At 48.6% G+C, this 19,511-nt stretch carries 13 protein-coding genes; 3 read left to right on the forward strand and 10 right to left on the reverse strand.

What is annotated here, in order from left to right; genetic code table 11:
- Positions 1-161 precede the first annotated feature (161 nt).
- The 8 genes from ACYUBO_RS07290 to ACYUBO_RS07325 form a co-directional block, all read right to left on the reverse strand.
- Complete coding sequence (locus ACYUBO_RS07290; RefSeq protein ID WP_460373310.1) at positions 162-890, reverse strand: M48 family metallopeptidase; 729 nt, start codon at positions 888-890, stop codon at positions 162-164.
- Positions 880-4,026 (reverse strand): type I restriction endonuclease subunit R, encoded by a 3,147-nt coding sequence (locus ACYUBO_RS07295; protein ID WP_460373311.1) that lies wholly within the window; start codon positions 4,024-4,026, stop codon positions 880-882. The genes ACYUBO_RS07290 and ACYUBO_RS07295 overlap by 11 nt, the downstream gene beginning before the upstream one ends.
- A complete protein-coding gene (locus ACYUBO_RS07300; protein WP_460373312.1) occupies positions 4,019-5,404 on the reverse strand; it encodes an ATP-binding protein in 1,386 nt (461 codons plus the stop codon). The genes ACYUBO_RS07295 and ACYUBO_RS07300 overlap by 8 nt, the downstream gene beginning before the upstream one ends.
- Positions 5,401-7,269 (reverse strand): DUF4209 domain-containing protein, encoded by a 1,869-nt coding sequence (locus ACYUBO_RS07305; protein ID WP_460373313.1) that lies wholly within the window; start codon positions 7,267-7,269, stop codon positions 5,401-5,403. Before ACYUBO_RS07305 ends, ACYUBO_RS07300 begins: the two co-directional genes overlap by 4 nt.
- A complete protein-coding gene (locus ACYUBO_RS07310) occupies positions 7,262-8,491 on the reverse strand; it encodes a restriction endonuclease subunit S (RefSeq protein WP_460373314.1) in 1,230 nt (409 codons plus the stop codon). Before ACYUBO_RS07310 ends, ACYUBO_RS07305 begins: the two co-directional genes overlap by 8 nt.
- A 133-nt stretch (positions 8,492-8,624) precedes the next feature.
- On the reverse strand, positions 8,625-10,559 hold the full coding sequence (locus ACYUBO_RS07315) for an RNA/DNA-binding domain-containing protein (RefSeq protein ID WP_460373315.1): 1,935 nt from the start codon (positions 10,557-10,559) through the stop codon (positions 8,625-8,627).
- A 39-nt stretch (positions 10,560-10,598) separates the two neighbouring features.
- Positions 10,599-13,043 (reverse strand): type I restriction-modification system subunit M, encoded by a 2,445-nt coding sequence (locus ACYUBO_RS07320; RefSeq protein ID WP_460373316.1) that lies wholly within the window; start codon positions 13,041-13,043, stop codon positions 10,599-10,601.
- Between the two features lie 179 nt (positions 13,044-13,222).
- On the reverse strand, positions 13,223-14,242 hold the full coding sequence (locus tag ACYUBO_RS07325; protein ID WP_460373317.1) for a Cdc6/Cdc18 family protein: 1,020 nt from the start codon (positions 14,240-14,242) through the stop codon (positions 13,223-13,225).
- Positions 14,243-14,666: 424 nt separating this feature from the next.
- Between ACYUBO_RS07325 and ACYUBO_RS07330 the strand changes: the two genes are divergently transcribed.
- Complete coding sequence (locus tag ACYUBO_RS07330; RefSeq protein ID WP_460373318.1) at positions 14,667-16,010, forward strand: M12 family metallo-peptidase; 1,344 nt, start codon at positions 14,667-14,669, stop codon at positions 16,008-16,010.
- Between the two features lie 40 nt (positions 16,011-16,050).
- Positions 16,051-16,434, forward strand: a complete 384-nt coding sequence (locus ACYUBO_RS07335; protein WP_292733754.1) for a hypothetical protein — start codon at positions 16,051-16,053, stop codon at positions 16,432-16,434.
- 158 nt (positions 16,435-16,592) lie between these two features.
- Here ACYUBO_RS07335 and ACYUBO_RS07340 read toward each other — a convergent pair whose 3' ends face one another.
- Positions 16,593-16,883: a hypothetical protein gene (locus ACYUBO_RS07340; RefSeq protein ID WP_460373319.1), complete on the reverse strand. Its 291-nt coding sequence runs from the start codon at positions 16,881-16,883 to the stop codon at positions 16,593-16,595.
- A 25-nt stretch (positions 16,884-16,908) separates the two neighbouring features.
- Positions 16,909-18,333, reverse strand: coding sequence for an AAA family ATPase (locus ACYUBO_RS07345; protein ID WP_460373320.1), 1,425 nt, complete (start codon positions 18,331-18,333; stop codon positions 16,909-16,911).
- Between the two features lie 258 nt (positions 18,334-18,591).
- Between ACYUBO_RS07345 and ACYUBO_RS07350 the strand changes: the two genes are divergently transcribed.
- Positions 18,592-19,506 (forward strand): DNA adenine methylase, encoded by a 915-nt coding sequence (locus ACYUBO_RS07350; protein WP_460373321.1) that lies wholly within the window; start codon positions 18,592-18,594, stop codon positions 19,504-19,506.
- The last annotated feature ends 5 nt before the right edge of the window (positions 19,507-19,511 follow it).

A 19,511-nucleotide genomic window follows, 5' to 3' on the forward strand; every position in this document is an offset into this window, starting at 1 on the left:
TTGAAAGCGACATGAACGCCATTCGGAAGACAACTCCTTTCACACCACTCAAAGCCCTTTCACGCAGGGGATGGTAATCTCCGAGATTAAGCTCCTCCTGAGAAAAATTAGCGTGATAATTGCCTGGAGACAATAGAAAGATTAACCGCCATTGACAGGGATTATTCCTCCCAGTATTCCTCTGTCAATGGAACCTCCTTCAGCCCTTCCTTCTGCTGCCGCCATCCCGGCATGAAGCCGTCCATCAGTTCCCTGAATCGTTCATTATGCCGCCGTTCGAGGAGATGCACCATCTCGTGCACGATGATGTACTCAAGACAGAGCGGATGCCTCTTCACAAGTTCGAGGTTCAGCCAGATCCGGCGGGCATCTGCATTGCATGAACCCCAACGGGTCTTCATCCGCTTGACACCCCATTCCAGAAGAGAAACACCTATTATCTCTTCCCACTTGGCGATGAGCGGCGGGATTTGCTCTTTGAGCTGCTTCCGATACCAGCCATAGAGGATCTCCTCACGCCTCTCCCGGCTGGTTTCTGGCCGGATCCGCAACTCCATTGTGGCAGTGCCCCTCAGGCATACCCGTGGAGGCAGATCTGCTTCGATAACATCCAGTCGGTAGCGCCTGCCCCTGAAGAAGTGAGTCTCACCGGTGATCATCTCCCGTTCGGACTGGCGATCCTGTTCGAGAAACTTCTTCTGCTGCTTTTTAATCCACTTCAGGCGGGAGATGATAGCTAGACGTATCGCCTCATCATCAAGGAAGAGCGGTGCGGAGACCCGAACCCGGCCCTCAGGGGGATAGACCCCGAGGTGGAGGTTCTTGATCTTCTTCCTGATGATCTCAACAGGTATCCCCGAAACTTCGATCAGATGCTTCTCAGTAGTCACGCTGATTCTTCACTATCTCAAAGATTCGCTCGATCAGCTGTTCATCGTCACCGAGGACCTGCCGGATGGCACCCAGCACTTCCCGTTCCTTGAACCGGTTCCCTCGCCATCCCGCCTTTTTCGTCTCCCTGATGATTTTATCGAGAGCGAGCGCCGTCTCTGCACGGGGGTTTTCAGCTCTCCGACCACCATATGGCGCAATCTCACTCAAAGCCTGGTTCTCCCCAGTCACCAGATTATCATACAGAGCCCTGAGCGCCGGAGTGGTGATTGCGGAGGGGTATACATTCTGTCTCTCCGGCTGGCTCACATTCCGTGCCAGCTGGACTATTCTTTCCAAGTATGCCCTGTAGTCCATCGCATGATGTTTCCGCTCGCGGATAAGAGAATCCAGAAGCTCGGACATCTTCTCATAGTACTTTGGATTGACCGGCATCTCATCGAGGATGATCTTCCTGACATTATTCTCGATCGTCTCTGCGACCGCCTCATGATCCTTCCTGATATCTTCTGGAAGCGTCTCGATCGCCCCTTCTCCTCGGATAGTGATCAGCTGCACAAGCGTCATATCATCGAATGTTGATACAACCTCGCTCTCCTCCGCCCTGATATAGGCATCAAGAAGATGGCGCATCGCCGGTTCATACCGTTTCAGGTCGATATAATCGCCGCTTGCCCGCATGATCTCCTCACGGACTTTCTCGTAATGGGCAACTTCGCTCCTGATCGTCCGTGCCTCCTGATCGCTATATCCTGCCTGGCGCATTTCACCGGCAAGATCCGCATATCTCCTCACAAATGTTCCAACCCGCTTATAGAGATCCACACGCAGCGGCTCGGTTCGTTTTAGGGCAAGGGGATCTTCACTTGAACCGCAGAAATACCTGATATAGTCCCTGCTCGCCTTTGGGGGCTCAACCGGTTCGCAGAGTGCCTTGATCGCCTCACGGATCTCTTCCAATTTTTCACGCCCTTTCTCCAGGCGGTCTTTTAAAAGGCCAGAAACATCCTCCTTATCGAAATCCTCGAATGCTCCGCCGGTGTAGTCTTTGATCGACCGTTCAAGGGACATGAAGAGATCTTTATAGTCGATGATATGGCCGTACTCCTTATCCTCCCCATCCAGCCGGTTCACCCGGCAGATCGCCTGGAAGAGCCCGTGATCACGCATCTGCTTGTCGATGTAGAGGTACGTTGCAGGGGGTGCATCAAAGCCGGTCAGCAGTTTGTCGACTACGATTAAGAGCTTCATCTGCCCCGGCTCTTCGATGAACCGCTTCTTCACCTCTTTCTCAAAGGTCTCGACTTTATACATCGCCGTATCTTCAGGCTCATCAAAGAAATCGGCAAGCATCCTACGATAGATATCATATTGCAGCAATTTCTCGGTGAGCCCTTCGCCTGTTTCTTCGCCCTTGATATCCGCAGGGGATGGTTTGTACGACGTGATGATCGCACATTTCCCTTTGAGGTCGGTCTTCTGGAACATCTCGTAGAACCGGCAGGCCGAGTAGATGCTCCCCGAAACAAGCATCGCGTTCCCATGGCCGCTTCTCAACCGGTCTCTCGTCTCCATATCAAGGAGAATGTCAGCTACGATCTTTTCGAGCCGATCCTGCGAGCTGAGGACCTTCTTCATCGTGCCCCAGCGTTTTTTGAGTTCTGCCCGTGCAAAATCGGTGAGACCTGCTGTTTTTACCTCAAACCACCGGTCGATCTTCTCCTCCGAGGTTATGTTCTGGTCGATATCCCGTGCCTCATACCGGAGATCGAGGACAACGCCATCATGTACCGCCTCGTCATACTTGTAGGTATGAATATACGTGCCGAAGATCTCAATGCTCTTCTTCTTATCCTTCTTTAAAAGGGGCGTTCCGGTGAACCCGATCATCATCGCGTTCGGGAGGAGGGTTTTCACCGCCTCATGGAGCACACCCGACTGCGTCCGGTGACATTCATCGATGAAGACAAAGATCTCGCCTTTTGCACGGAAGTTCTGCGGGAGGTTTGCATTTATATTCCGGATATACTCATCGACATCCTGTTGTGTGAGATCCTCGCCCCGTCCGAACTTATGGATCAGCGAGCATATCAGCCATTCTTCGTTCGTATTGAGGAGATTGACGAGATCTGATCCGCTCTTTGCCCGGTAGATCGCCTCGCTGACCCCGTTAAAGACACCCTCGATCTGTTCATCCAGTTCAATTCTGTCTGTGACAAGGAGGACGCGGGCATTTTCAATATGTTCACGAATCCACTTCGCAAGCCAGACCATCGTCAGGCTCTTCCCGCTCCCCTGCGTATGCCAGATGATCCCGCCTTCACGCTGCCTCACCCGCTCCTGTGCAGCTCTTACCCCGAAGTACTGGTTGTGGCGGCAGGTCTTCTTGGTTCCTGCATCAAAGACGATGAAATCGTGGATAACCTCAAGAAGACGCTCCTTGTTGCAGAGCTGGCCGAGTTCCCGGAGGAGAGAATTATCGGCGGCAATGGGGTGTGTATCAGCTTCTTTCCACCGGAGATAGTACTTTTCCGGCGTTTCGATGGTGCCATACCGCATTCCTTCGGTCTCATTGCCTGCCATCAATAGCTGAATCGTTGCATAAAACGGCCGGATGAACGTTTTCTTCTGGTTATCGAGGTTCTGCCGGATGCCTTCTGTCACCGAGACGGTGGAGCGTTTCAGTTCCAGCACGCAAAGGGCGATTCCATTGACATAGAGGACGATATCCGGGCGCTTGGTATGCTCCCCGGCTATGGTGACCTCTTCTGCAATGGCAAAGTCGTTCTTTTCAAGGTTCTTCCAGTCGATTGGCCATACGGTAATATGTTGTTCCCCGATTGAGGGGCTTACCTTCACGCCATACCTGAGAAGGCTGTAGAATTCACGGTTGGCATCATAGAGGGAGCGAACACCCCCGACAGTCGTTGCTTTCCCAAGTTCGAAGAGGACTTTTTCAATGATCCGATCATCATAGCCCTGCCCGAGCAGCCAGTCTTTGAGCAGGTTCTCTTCGATGTTGCTGTTCTCAGTTCTATCCTTCCAGTTGCCGAGGTAGGCATAGCCAAGTGCTTCTGAAAAGAAGCTGATCACCCGCCCCTGTGTCAGTATCTCACGCTCGCCGACGTCAGCCATTTTCCTCTCCTATGATCTCCCAGTGGCCGCCTTTGGTCGGCCCGATGCGTTGGACAATCCCATCCTCTTTCATCCTCTCAATCAGGTATTTAACGCTGTTTTCTGAGAGATCTCCAAGCAACTCTGCGATCTCCCTCCGGCTCACTGTGGGCTTATCCCGTATTATAGCAAGTATTTTCTGGGTACTTTTCTGGGTACTTTTCTGGGTACTTTTCTGGGTACTTTTCTGGATAGTTATGGGGATAGTATCCGGGGTACCCGTATCAATACTCATCCTATACGGAAACTCCACCCAGAGACCAGTGGGTTCATGCCGAAACGAAGGAATAGGTGATTTGTTTGCCCTGCATGCTGCCATGATCCGCTGAATTCCCCTGCCCCAGGATTCGATCATGCCTGCACGGAAGAATGCGTTTGCGATATCTGGGTTATAGGGCTGGGACTGGTGCGTCCCGGTGAGATGCTCAATACTCCATCCCTCAGGGAGCGGTCCATTGTTCCAGATGCGGATTCTATCTTCAAATACGCTGATCTGAATCGGAATTCCACTCCCGTAGTCTTTGTGCGTGATGGCATTCAGCACTGCTTCACGGAGTGCTTCAGGCGGTATTGGATACGTCTCCACCCGCTGTATCCCCTCGTAGGAGATCATCGCCTTCAGGTACTTTGTCAGGAGGAGATCCATCGTACGGTCTACCTGGGTGAAGAGATCGCCATGGATCTCATCCTGGTAGAGAAGATTGGCTTCCTCTTCAAAGTACCCTATCTTGACATATGCCCCGGTCACATATTTTTCGGGATCAGGATGAAAGAGGAGGACAGCTGCACGTTTCAGATATCTGCCTTCCGTCAGGTGGAGCTTCTCGATAAGGGCGGCATCCGGTTCTTTGAGGACGTCATCAGATAAACGCCTGCTCATGAGCGCTTTCTTCCGAAATGCTGTAAGCAGACGTGGATCGAATTCATCCAGAGTAACATAGGGAACCGGAACACCATCCCAGTGGCGGCCCTGTTTCATCAGGAGAAAACGGTCAAGGGCCGCCCCCCTGAGGATCTGCTTGGTGCTTCCGCTCCGGAAATGATATTCTCCCTTGTAGCTGATGGGGTTTGGATAGGGATCAACTGCAATCTCCAGGTACTCACGATCACAATCACCGTCAGTTCTGAGATTCACATCCACGATGATACCAAGCTGTGACTGCACCTTGTTTGGGATCTCTTCAAGGAGCCGCCTGGCATCCGGAACGCCAACCACCCGACCGGTATCATCCATCCCGATGTAGAGCCTGCCCCCCTGTGCATTGGCAAAGCCGCAGATCCATTTGAGGTATTCGTCCCGCCAGGACTGCTTGTATTCGATGGATTCAGTCTCGGTCATGGTTGTACCTCTGCCTCTTCTTTATTCAAACGTTGAATCGCATTCCATAAAGTGTTGATAACAAGCTTTAATCCAAACCACCAAGCATAGATGGCATAAGTGGATCTGCATTTGGTGTCATCCAATAATCCATGTGCAACCCCATTTCGAAGGTTTTGTCCATATGGATCACAGAATAATGATTTGAGCTCAAATGAAAGATCCTCACCAAATAGTGTTTCCACCTCAGGAATTTCCATTAGTTTGCTTAAGCCTATTTCCGTCTCAATACCATTACTATCAAGTGTTGTAGTTTTCACTCCAGCAATTTTGAGATGATGGCGCACCACATTCTCAATTTGTGGAACAATAAGATGCAGGGCTGTCATGTAATCACGATCATAACCCGCAAATAACGCTTTTCCAAATAATTGTTCTCTTCCCTCAGGCACTATTGGGGATATTTTAGCCAGAGCAATGAAATCTACTTCCCTCAATCGATGCTCACACAATAAAATATTCTGTGCTGGTAAAATGTTCGCTTTCACAGTATAGTCAATTTGAATATTATAGTATTCGATCATTCCTACTTGAATGACTCTCTCATCGTCTTCAGAGAGGGCATCGCCAAAGCTAAAACCAGGCCGCCGGGCAATTACACGCCCATCTGAACTCATAACTGTAGCAGGAAAGTGTGCATGAAGAGGATTATTTTTAATAATATTGAGTGCATTCTCTCGAATACCCTTCTTACTTACGTAAGGTTGAAGGTTTGCAAATATCCGTATCGCCTCACTATAGTCCTTTCCACGGACTGCATCACAAGCCTTTTTGATATCCAAACTTATGTCAATAGGCGAGGAGCTTATCTTACGTAATTCATTAACTGACTCCTCCCCCGACTGCTTGAATAACACATAGATTTCTGCGATTCTTTCATCAACCTTGTATTTTTCTCTAAAAGAGCCGGGAATCGTACGATATATCTTGATAGCATCCCCATAATTAATATTGGCTATAATTGCTTTTGGTTGATCTGAGGAGAGTATTGCCTCTGCCTCCTTAGCAAAGCATTCTGCTAAGGAAATGGTCATCTGGACCCACATATCATCATTATCAGCTATTTTGAACCACTTTGCAGAAGCATCGTAGAAATCACGAGCTTTTCGAAAATCACCAATACAATCAAATGAAGAGGCCATTTGTTCGAGCTTGCTCGCGATGGAAGGAGCATGGGCATAAGCAAGCTTATTATTGAGTAGTAAGTCGGCAAGCCAAAGTGAAAAATAGCCACTTGCCTTAGGAGCTTCTTCAAATGTTTGTATAATTAGCTCTTCCATCTCTTTCAAACGGCTTCCTGCACCCTTATTGAGACTCAGAGCAAGCTTAATTGCTCTATCCCAACAATCACATCCTCCATCCAGCCAAGTTTCTTGGTCTAGTGAAATACTTCGGTAACTGTCAATCGCATGTAAAGCAAACTGAAATTTACGAGGACGTTGTTTAAGCCAGACTAGATCGGACAGGCGGGATTTTAACCATGGATCACCTATTAGCTCAACTATATTCGCGAAAAAGGTTATATCATCCTTAGAAAAATCATCTGGTATAACTGAACGCTGCCCGTTAATTACATAAAATGGTTTAAATGGCTCATTAAAACTAGAAGGAGACAACATCATCGAACATGCATCCGCGAGCAACCAGAGTACTTTACCATGGGATTGATTCCCACTCTCTATGGCTCGTTTTGCGGCATCAGAGAAGGTAGTCCACATAGTTGAGTAGTTCTTTTGAGAAGCCGCAGATAGCACATCTTGCCATCCACAGGCTCTAAAATCATCAACTGTTACTATAAGATCAGTTGGGTAGCGCTCGCTATGCATTTGCAACCTCTTTGCCGATTATTGGTAGCCGCACCTTCCCAGTCAGAAGCTGCTGCATCATCCCCTGCTTTATCTCCTTCGCCTTGTCACGGCGGCGTTCGAGGGCAGCGATCTCGGCGTCCATGTCGGAGAGGACGGTGGCGATGGCGGTTTGTTCGGAGAGAGTTGGAGGACAAGGGATTTCTATCAATTTTACATCTCGGCTATTGATTGCAGGGTAGTTCGATCCTGCAATTATCTTCTCAACTTGATTATTGACAACATAACTAAAAAGGTGATTATATAAAAAACCAGGTTCTGAGAGTCCTTTCCTCGCTCGAATTACTGCAAAACCAGTAGAACACACTGCATTATTCACTTGATTAACATAGAGTAAGTGTGACATAAGATTTGGACGAACTGTTGACATTAGAACATCCCCCTTCTTTAATTTTCGTCGGGCTCTTGAGGGGGATGAGCGAAATACCTCTTCCGAATACCCAATCAGACGACCATTATCAACTTGTTCAAGCGAGATATAATTAAAACAATAATCTAAATTAGTGGAGTTAGAAAGATTCTCGGGATCAATCTCTGCCAAATCCCCCAACCGCTTCTCCTCCCACTCACCCTCAAACCCCGGCAGCCTCGTCCTCCCGGTCAGAAGCTGCTGCATGGCGGCCTGCTTCATATCCCGCTTCTTGGAGATGAGGGCATCCAGCGCCCCGATCAGTCCATCAACATCGGAGAGGGCGGCGGCGATGGCGTGTTGTTCGGGGGGTGGGGGAAGAGGTAAGTAATATGTTGATAAAGAAATACCTGTTAGTTGAGGGACTCCGGTATTTTCTTCAAAAATTTTTAAACTAAAGTTTATTTGATAAACAAGATAATTTGAATATACAGTACCGTAGGGAAAAAGGACAATCAATCTACCAATTGCACCAAATCTACCATTTCTTTTAAATGCAGTACCAACACCAACACCCCTCCCAACTACAGTTAAACCATCACCATCATATTCAAATACCTTATAATAACCATAAAGTCCTTCATTATCCACTGTATTTGAAAAAACAGGATATTGGTACTTCTCATTCTGAATTGTGGAGTAATGATTTTCCATTATATCCTTACCCACGTATATTGAGGTTATCTCCCCAATTTGTTTAACCTCCCAATCCTCCGGGATCACCCCGACCTCCGTCCGCTTATACCCAGGAGGCACAGCACCCTGCTCAGTCATACGCATCCCCTTTCGACAGGAATAGATTGGTTGATTAACGGATGTGCCATATCACCAATCCCTCACAGTTGTGCCAACTCGGGGGAGCACTTCGCTTCGTTCCCTCTGTTTGTTGATCATGCCACCCATACCCTCAGGCCCCTTCATATGGCTGTCGAACCGTCCTATACCCCTGAAGTGGATGATGCCGGACATTCTTGTACTTCGCTTCAATCCTGCCATCTTCCAGCATTGGATTGATATAGTGATTTCGGAGCGAGTCCTTGCTACGTTTCAACAGAACTGCTAGCTCTTCAAGTGTCAGATATCGATCATCGCAGAGTTGGATAATAGTCGCCTCAACAACCTCTTTCGACATTTTTCGCTTAGAACTAACTTTTTCAGCGACCTCACGCAATGGATCTCCCTGTATTGATTCGGATGTCAAATGTTCGGAGCTCGAAGCCAAATGTTCGGAGCTCCCCGTTAAATGTTCGAACCTCCCTGTCAAATGTTCGGAGCTCACCCTCGAACAAACTTCATCAGCCCCAAACATTTCATTTCCCATTGGATGGTACCCGGGTCGATAATAGAAGGTGTTTCTCCCCTTTCCTTCGCTCAAAAGGAGTCCTTTTTCGACAAGCCCATGGAAGGCAATAGTGATGTCATGAGAATGCTCTTTAGTTAGCTGTTTTAGCCTTCCATGATTCACACATTCCTCACAGTGGGCAGTCACAAGAGCAAGCTTTTCAATCTCCCTTAAATCATTGAATGCAACTCCAATTTCATCTTTAAGAACATCAATAGCCTCTTCTGGAACCAAACTGATCATCTTCAGAATTAATACTGTTTGATTGCTCTCGAATCGTTCTTCGAGCACCGGTTCACGCCACTGTTGTAGTTTCCAGTTACGGTAAATCTTTGGAAATCCTGAGCCTGCCTGTTCACCAAGTCCGATGAGTTGAAACATCTTTTGCAGATTCCTATTCCTGCAATCGCTCACGCCACCCCGAATCGCTTCAAGCTTTGGGATTCTCATCAAGCCTGGATTCCTGAATCCATATAGATCCGGGCGTTTCACGACAAGAATCGAACAACTTCCTGAATAATCAGCATGGATGAGAGTATTTACGAGGGCTTCCCGGAGGGCTTCCATGACCGGCGTCTCCTCAACTCTCTCATCCCCTGCAAGTTTGAAGGGCACTTTCAGATCTGTTGAGAGTTTTTTCATGACAAACCTGTAGAAATCATACAAACACCCAGACCATGTTCCATCAAGTGTAATTCGATCAATCCACCGGGTTTCTGTACCTTCCCGTTCCTGATAATCTACAATGTAATTGGGAACAGCATCAAGAATTGAACGGAACCTCCCAAACATGAGCAATCCTGCAAGAGTGAGCCCCTCCTTTTCAGTATGCCGATCACGTGCCCATCCACCGATATGGTGCAAGAATTCCAAATCGTCATATTCATTGAATGGATGATCAGGTTTACGATTCGAAAACTGTTGGCGGTATATTCGAAAAGATTCTTTATCAATATCATTAAACCCGAAATGTTCGAGAATAACAGCGTCTTTTGTATCATTTGTTTGTTCACCGAGCATTCGTTTAACAAGTTCCGGTGGACATTTGAAATCACCTTCATTATGTCTTTGATATGTACCGTTGAGTGGATTTGTCCCAATATATACCGGACGCTGTTTTCTGAATGCCTGTGGTATATGAACAAGAATACAGGTTTTTCCTTGAATTTCAATTGGTTGTATATCCTTATTGTGGAGCAGATTTACACTGACTTTATTTGAGTTATTTAGAGAGTTCCAGATATCCTGAATTACTTGTTTATATTCTGGCAAATCATGAATTGCTACAATTTTTTCATTTTCTTTGCTCTCTTTTTCTTCAGCACCAAGGAGAATATATCCTCCTTCAGTATTTGCCATTGCAGAATATGTCTCCCAGAATGAATCCGGAACCTGCCCCTTCTTATTCCTCCCTAATGCTGTTTTAAATTCAACATCATAACTCTCTTGGAGAGATTCCAAATCGAAAAAATCCTCAGGTACAGTATTCAAGATCGGCACCTCCGACAATGATAAAATCTGGTTCTGAAAAAACAATCCTCATCCCCACGCAACCCCCATCCTCTTCAGATGCTCCTCGACCTTCGCCGCGTACTCCTCCACCTCACGCTCAAGCTTCGGCATTGGAGCGGCATACCGCTCATCCAGCTCCTTCACGCGGGTGGCGAGCCGCTGGGTTGCCTGCTGGACTTCGCCCTCGATTGCCAAGCAGATGGAGGCGAACCATTTGTCTTCGATGACGAGGGTCTTGATCTCATCCTCTTTGAGTTTTGGGTACCTGGCGAGCACCGCTGCATCAAGGGTTGCCTGGGCCGTCTTGACCGCCTTTGCCGCTTCTGATTCTACATCCATCAGAGCAAGGCAGCGTTTCAGGGCGTCCCGCTCATCGGCATACTCGGGATCGCGGCCAATCTCCCTGAGCCTCTTGCTGAGATCGCCTTTTGTGATCTTCCCGGCATCACTCTTTGCATCCTCAAGCAGCCCCTCTTCGCCAGAGTTCTCCTCAATGAACTCCTCAAGCTCACGGGCAGCATTCTCCTGTTCCATCCGGAGATTGTCGATTGCCTCCTGCTCGTCTGCATAGTACCGGGAGATGATGAGAGAGGGGGGAACGAGATCCATCTTGTACTTCTTCCGGTTGACGACCAGATCCGGCGTCTCCTTGATCTTCCGCTCCTTATCCTCGATGATCCCACGGGGCCGGGCCGCCTCAACCCATCCATCAGCGATGATCATCCCAACATCATCCTGCATCACCTCGGCCCAGTAATCCATCAGCCGCTGATAGACATCGTACCTGCTCAGGAGCGGGAGGTTGGCATACCGCTTCAGGAGATCTTCAGAGAGGACATGGATCACTTCTTTGGTCTTATGTTCAGATGAAAGGCCATTCAGCAGTGGCTCATGGGCGGAACGCCATTCTCGGAAGATTTCTGCAATCCGGCTTGCATATGCTTTAAACTCGGGATGGGCGAGGATCACCCCCCTGACCTCGCGGGCTTCAATCCTCGGCTCCGAGTACCCGACCCTCCCGTTGCCCTTGAAGAGCTCATTCCGGAGCGTCGGGAAGACCGCCCAGTACTCTTCCAGGGCATCGATATCACGGTTTGGGATGCCACCGTTCATATGGGCATTGAGATCATGGAGATCCTCCGGATCACTGGAATCGATATACCGGGGGATATTCAGGTTGTAGTCATTTGCCGGATCGGCAATCTCTGCTACCGGCACCATCCGGGAGTAGCCGGGAAGCTCGATCTGATGGTTGAAGAGATCCACGATCTTATGGATATCCTGTGAGCGGAGCCGGTTCTTGTTCCCGTCCTTTGCAAATCCCTTTGAGGCATCGATCATGAAGATGCCGGTTCTTGCATGGGCATTCTCCTTGTCGATGACGATAATACAGGCAGGGATACCGGTTCCATAGAAGAGGTTGGCAGGCAGGCCGATGATCCCTTTGATGTACCCCCGTTTGATGAGGTTTCTCCGGATATCACCCTCCTTGTTCCCCCGGAAGAGGACGCCATGTGGGAGGATGATCGCCCCTTTCCCGGTGCTTTTCAAGGACTTGATCAGGTGGAGGAGGAAGGCATAATCACCGTTCTTTGAAGGTGGCACACCGAGATCGAAGCGGCCGAATGGATCATGGTCGGGGTCAAGGCCGCTCGTCCATGCCTTTGACGAGAAGGGGGGATTGGCGACGGCAAAGTCGAAGGTCATCAGGCCGCCGTCGTCGTTTTTGAAGTGCGGGGAGGAGAGGGTGTTCCCCCGCCAGATAACATGGGTCGGGTAATTGTGGAGGAACATATTCATCCGGGCAAGCGACCAGGTGGCATTGTCCATCTCCTGCCCATAGATCGAGATGCCACGGGGTGCTTCTTCTGCCGCCTTCAGGAGCAGGGAGCCGGAGCCGCAGGTGGGATCATAGATCGTCTGATCCTGGCGGGTGTTGTGACCGATCCCGACCACCTTCGCAATAATGCGTGAGACCTCGGCAGGGGTATAGAACTGCCCTTTGCTCTTGCCGGACTCGGTTGCGAAGTTTCGCATCAGGTATTCATAGGCATCGCCGAGGAGATCGTCTCCTTCGGCACCATTGGCACTGAAATCGAGCGAGTCAAAGATGGCGATCAGTTTTGAGAGCCGATCCTGCATCTCTTTGCCTGTGCCGAGTCTGGATTCGTCATTAAAGTCGGCGAGATCGATGACACCCTTGAGATCGTTTGCTTCTGCAAGCTTGCTGATGATCTTATTGATCCGATCCCCGATCTCCTTGTCCCCTTTCAGCCGGACCATATCAGAAAAGCCGCCGCCTTCAGGAACCTCGATAACCGAACTCCGGTCGCGCTCGCTCTTATCAGAGACATATTTCATGAAGAGGAGAGTCAGGATGTAATCCTTGTACTGCGAGGCATCCATCCCGCCACGGAGTTCATCGCAGCTCTGCCAGAGTGAGCTATAGAGTTGGGTCTTTTTGAGTGCCATGGTGAGACCGTCGTAATCAGTGGATAGGTGATCTCTTCTTTTAAGGGAGGATTAAAGCTTCGGAATTGATGCGGTGATTCAAAAGGAGAGGGAGGAATTGAAAGAGTATCTGCACCTTATTTGGTCTATTTTGCCTAATGATCGGAGATGTGGGGGGGATGGAGCTGATAACCCCCCCCTCACCTCCCCTCACAGATCCTCTTCACATCAGCTGCCGGGTACCGGAGCGTGATCTCGCTCGTCCTCCCCTTCGCCTGCCGGACCGAGATCCGGATGAGGGCATAGGTGGCGAGCGACCTGAGCTGCTCGTAGAAGGAGGTATAGGAGATGGTGGGTGCGGGGAGCTGGGGCTCATCCTCCCTCCGGCCATCCTTTCCGGCGGGGCCCTTGTCAGCGGAGTATCCCGGCTCGGGCTCGGCACATGCCATTGGCTCTCCGGCTTGCTGCTCAACGGCTCGCTGCTCCATCGCTCGCCGCTGCTTCTCCGATTGCTCGGCTGCCAGCACCTCCTGGAGGCGGGAGAAGATCCGCCCGGATGTCGGGGGCACCGGCTCCCCACACTCTCCATGCCCCCCATACTCCTTCCTCTCAAACTCCTTCCTGCCAGCCTCTTCTCCCTCCTCGACCATCCCGGCAATCACCGAGAGGAGCCTCCGCTCCTTTTCGGTGAGGACCGAGACGAGGCCCCGGAGGTGGGTGAGGCGGGCATCCCCAAAGGCGGCGGCAACATCCTCTTCGGTGACAGACGACCGCCCGGTTCGCTCTGCCCTGAGGATGGAGCTTTTCAGGAGATCGATGCCGACCCGGAGATCACCCGTCACTGTTGATGCCGTCATATCAGTGATCAGGTCGAGGATCTCAGGTGAGATCACCGCTGGATAGACCGCCTGCCGTGCTCTCTCCCTCAGGATGCCCCGGATCTGGGCGGCTGAATAGGGAGCGAAGAAGACCTCTTCCATGCAGAGGCTGGAGAAGACCGATCGATCCAGCCTGCGGGATATATCGAGTGCGAGATCGCTCTCAACAAGCATGACCGAGGCACGGCATCCAGGATAGTCGAGATAGATCCTGAGAAGTAAGGAGAGGATCTGGGTATCGGTTCCTTCATGGATCAGGTGGTGGATATCGTCAAGGCAGACCAGGAGAACGGTTCTCTCGGACTGTCTCCTGGATTGAAGCGCCTTTGCGATGGCATCCATCAGCCGCCTGAGCGGAATGCCGGAGATATAGTGTAGTCCCCCAATTTGTTTATAAAATCCATACCTGGTTTCTCTTCGTTAGCCGCGCCTGATACAAATGATACGTAGCAGAACGGGATTTATGCAGCAATCGCAATCTGTTTTAACATAAAATCACTCTCCTGATTTCTATGATAAATCTGTTGGAAAAAGACGATATTTAGGTTTTATGTCCAAACCGTCAAACTGAAAGTGTTCAGTTGCATGATCTGGACATAATCTATATATCATGCAAAACGGAAAGTCATCCATGTAGCATCGAAAAGATGTTGCAGGGGGTCTGTGCCCGACGATCAGGAACAGCCAGACCCCTGCATGCCCGGGGGCATAATGTAGTTGGGTTCAAAAAATACTTGAAACCTTTGATAATCCGGTCTCCAGGGGCATGAAAAATGGAGACGAAAAGATGAAAATGAAAAAAGGAACGCGGGCGTTAAGCCTGCTTATGGTTTTGGCACTTGCCGCAGTGATGTTCGTTTCCGCGGTCGGTGCGGAAGAACAGAATGGCAGTACACAAGTACAGGATGACTCTCAGGCAATTTTCGAAATAATCGGTTATACCGATGAATTTCAGACACAGGTGTTATCCAGCAGCAAAACTGCCGATTTATTAGCAGAGGAATATGGAAAGCTAAACATTCCCTCAACCATTGAAAGATACGATATCGTACAATTCAATGAAGTTCCTATGAGGACAGATCAAAAAAATTCGTTAAAAGTGACAATTTACGGTAAAGAATATTCAATGGATCTTGAAAGAATGAATTTTGAAAATATTGACGATGGAATCGATTCATATTCCGGAAGTGTAGAAGGATTAGATGATTCAGTTGCGATATTTACATTTAACAAAAACATTCTTTATGGTACTATTCAGCTTCAGGATGAAATTATCTTTATCGAACCTGTACAGAACAGGGAATATGCCATGAAGACAGCAATGCCTCTGCATATCATATATTCTTCAAAGGATATGGAACAAGTGGATATATCCATGATCGATAAATATGAAGAGAAAGGCCCGGATTTTATCATACAAACCACCAGTAATTCAGAAGATGTTACAAAATCAACCAAGAGTTGGGAATCGGTATACGTACTCGTTGTAACGGACAATGAATTCTATGCTCTTGAATCAGACTGGGTGTCTGCCGCACAGGGCTATATGGCTCAGGCAGCATATCAGTACCAGAGACCGGACATAGAAGTTTTTCTGAATGTTGCAGCTTATGACGCATCCAATAAAATGACTTTTTCCTCTGATGGCAGAAAGACGACTGATCCATTTAACCTTCTACGTGAGATCTGCCCGGAATCTTATTTAAATAGCAAATCTGCAGATATTGTCATATATTTAGGCGGGAATGATAAAGAAGGTCCAGAACAGGGCCTTGCCTACCAGCCCGGAAGATATGCATGGTCTCAGATGGTTGATGATGCTGATACTATTGACTTATATGATGGCTCTTATCATGCAAGAGTATGGTGCATAATTCATGAAATCGGCCATAATTTTAATGCAGGGCACCAGAATAACGGAGGATATAATCAGGCCTATCAATGGTGGGAGAGTGTAGTCGTGCCAAAATACACCGTTATGTGGAGTAGTTATTTCGGAAGCAGTTTTTCAACGTGGAAATATTCATCACTACAGTATGATGGAGATTCGACGCATGATAATGCGAGAGCTCTGCGTATACAAAAATCTACTACTGCGGGTTATGCATAGAGGTTTATACTAATCCCATTTTTTCTTACAAGGAGAAGTAATGAACACGAATGGTAAAAAAATTATAATCGGAATCTTCATTGCTCTAATAATAATATTTGCAGTATATCTGATTATCCTGTTAAGTCAGCCCAATTGTTTTATTTATGCTGATATAACTGACAAAGATCAAATCGATTTTGGAACAGATGTAATAATTCATCTTTCAGAAGAAGATTTCAATAAACATCCTGTATTAAGGGAGATTATTACCGGAGATAAACCGTTATCAAGGATTTTAATACGAGATCCACGGGGAGTCAGCTGTAAGGAACAGAAAATAATTAAAGAAGAATATTGCCAAGAAGATCCTTTTTCAAGTGATTATAAGAAGCTTGTCGAATGGAATGGCAGTTATTATGAACTTTCGTGTGTGATATCATAATATTGTGAAGTCAGTTCCTGTTTATCATATGACAATCCCAAAAGTCTGGGCACGAATTTTGCTTTTTACAATGATCAATCTGCCGTTTTTCTTTTCCTTTCACTCGTCATATTCTGTATTGCTGTCTTGTTACTGTCGATTATCCCCTACAAACATTCTCAAACACCCTCACGGCGATCTACAACGCTGCTTCCACACCAGATACTACACATCCCACAAAAACAATCCCACCAATCATCCCCCACCGGAAACGCCATCTCTTGTAAATCCCGCCTCTGAATAGCAGCATTCCGGTGATAGCGCACCACCTCATCATCAGGATCAATCGCAAGCGCCCTATCAAAAGCTTCGATTGCCTCGTCATACCTCCGGGCCAGGCACAAGAAAAAGAATGATGGTTGATGGAGTTGAAGGTTTGGAAATCCAACTATTTGTTTTCCTTCAGACAATTCTCACTCCCTCTAAATCCCCCCCTCACCTCCCCTCACACATCTTCCTCACATCAGCTGCCGGGTACCGGAGCGTGATCTCACTCGTCCGCCCTTTCGCCTGCCGGACCGAGATCCGGATCAGGGCATAGGTGGCAAGCGATCTGAGCTGCTCGTAGAAGGAGGTATAGGAGATGGTGGGTGCGGGGAGCTGGTGAGCGGGGAGCTGGGGCCCATCCTCCCTCCGCCCATCCTTCTTCCGGCCACCCTTTCCGCCGGAGCCCTTGTCAGCGGAGTATCCCGGTGCGGGCTCGGCACATGCCGCCGGTTCCCCAACCCGGTGCTCTATCGCTCCCTGCTCCATGACTATCCGCTCCTTCTCCGATTGCTCGGCTGCCATCACCTCCAGGAGCCGGGAATAGAGCCTTCCCGAGGTCGGGGGCACCGGCTCCCCACACTCTCCATGCCTCTCAGACTCCTTCCTGCCAGCCTCTTCTCCCTCTTCCACCATCCCGGCAATCACCGAGAGGAGCCTCCGCTCCTTCTCAGTGAGGACCGAGGCGAGGCCCCGGAGGTGGGTGAGGCGGGCATCCCCAAAGGCGGCGGCAACATCCTCTTCGGTGACGGACGGCCGCCCGGTTCGCTCTGCCCTGAGGATGGAGCTTTTCAGGAGATCGATGCCGACCCTGAGATCGCCCGTCACTGTTGATGCCGTCATGTCGGTGATCAGGTCGAGGATTTCAGGTGAGATCACCGCCGGATAGACCGCCTGCCGTGCCCTCTCCCTCAAAATGCCCCGGATCTGGGCGGCTGAATAGGGAGCGAAGAAGACCTCTTCCATGCAGAGGCTGGAGAGAACGGATCGATCCAGCCTGCGGGAGATATCGAGTGCGAGATCGCTCTCGACCAGGATGACCGAGGCCCGGCATCCGGGATAGTCGAGGTAGATCCTGAGAAGCGAGGAGAGGATCTGGGTATCGGTTCCTTCATGGATCAGGTGGTGGATATCGTCAAGGCAGACCAGGAGAACAGATCTCTCGGATTGCCTCCTGGATTGAAGCGCCTTTGCGATGGCATCCATCAGCCGCCTGAGCGGAATGCCGGAGCTCGGGGGTGCATGACCGACCAGTTCCCGGTAGATTATTGAGAAGACTGCAAATGCTGATCTGTTCTGCTGGCAGTTCACGTACACCGGGATCAAGGTATTTGATACCTCCCTGAGTTCGGCAAAGAGATGGTGGATACAGGTCGTCTTCCCGGTGGCGGGCAGCCCCCGGCAGAGGATGTTCGCCGGACGCTGCCCCCGGAGCCCCGGCCTGATCAAAAATGCCATCTCTTCGAGCTCGGAATCGCGGAAGAGCACCTGGTCGGGGATGTGATCGCACTCAAGGATATCGGCGTCCTTAAAGAGCGGTTTATCGGAAAAGGTGAAGTTACGTGAGACTATCTGCGAACTGCTTTCTGATTTCATACCATAAAGAACGCAGTCCAGGTAATAATGGATGAACCGTGCGGGGTGAAAGTGTTTTTTGGGAGGGGGGAGGGAGGGACATATATCGTCATTTCACTTTCACCATCCCATAAGTCCAAGTTAAATATTCACCTATCCTAGTACAAATTCAAATGATTAATAGGAGAAGATTACTTAGCCGGTAGTGAGTATCCAACAATACCCAAGGCATCTAATCCCAAAATAACCATTTAAAACCATTCAATATCGAGAAAGACTATGGCTGAAATAAAAACACGACCGTTCCTCAAATGGGCAGGAGGCAAAACCCAATTACGAGAGGAATTTGTCAAAAGAGTCCCTAAAGAACTTAAAAATGGCGACATATCCACATTTATTGAGCCATTCATTGGTGGAGGGGCAGTTTATTTTTGCTTTAATGAAATGTTTTCATTCGAAGAATGCCACATCTTTGATATTAATGAAGAGTTGATTCTCGCATATAACGTGGTTAAACGGAATGTTGACGATCTAATTGATTATCTCTGTGGAATCACCGAAGAATTCCTATCAAAAGATGATGAGGGAAGAAAAGAGTATTATTATTCGGTTCGGACTGAATTTAACAGAGCTAAACCCGAATTGAATTATAAAAACTATAGCGAATCATGGATTCCAAGAGCAGGCGATTTAATTTTTTTAAATAAAACCTGTTTCAATGGCTTATTCAGAGTGAATGCAAAAGGAGGATTTAATGTTCCATATGGCAGCCATAAAAATCCGAAGATTGTTAACCCCGACATTTTAAGAGCTGATTCTGAGATTCTGCAAAATACTAGGATTCATCTTGGCGATTTTACAAAGTCAGCCAGATATATCACCCAGGATTCATTTGTGTATTTTGATCCTCCGTATCGGCCTCTGAGTACTACTGCATCATTTACCAACTATTCCAAGGATGGGTTTGATGATTCTGAGCAGAAGCGGCTAGCAGAATTCTTTGCAAGCTGCGATAAAAAGAACGCTAAACTGATGCTAAGCAACTCAGACCCAAAAAATATTAATCCTGAGGATAATTTTTTTGATGAGCTCTATGCTCAGTATACCATAGAGCGAGTACCAGCCAAGAGGATGATCAACTCCGATGCAAGTAAGCGAGGAGCAATCAACGAAATAATCGTAATGAACTATTGATCGAT

The organism is Methanocalculus sp. MC3, assembly GCF_054767395.1.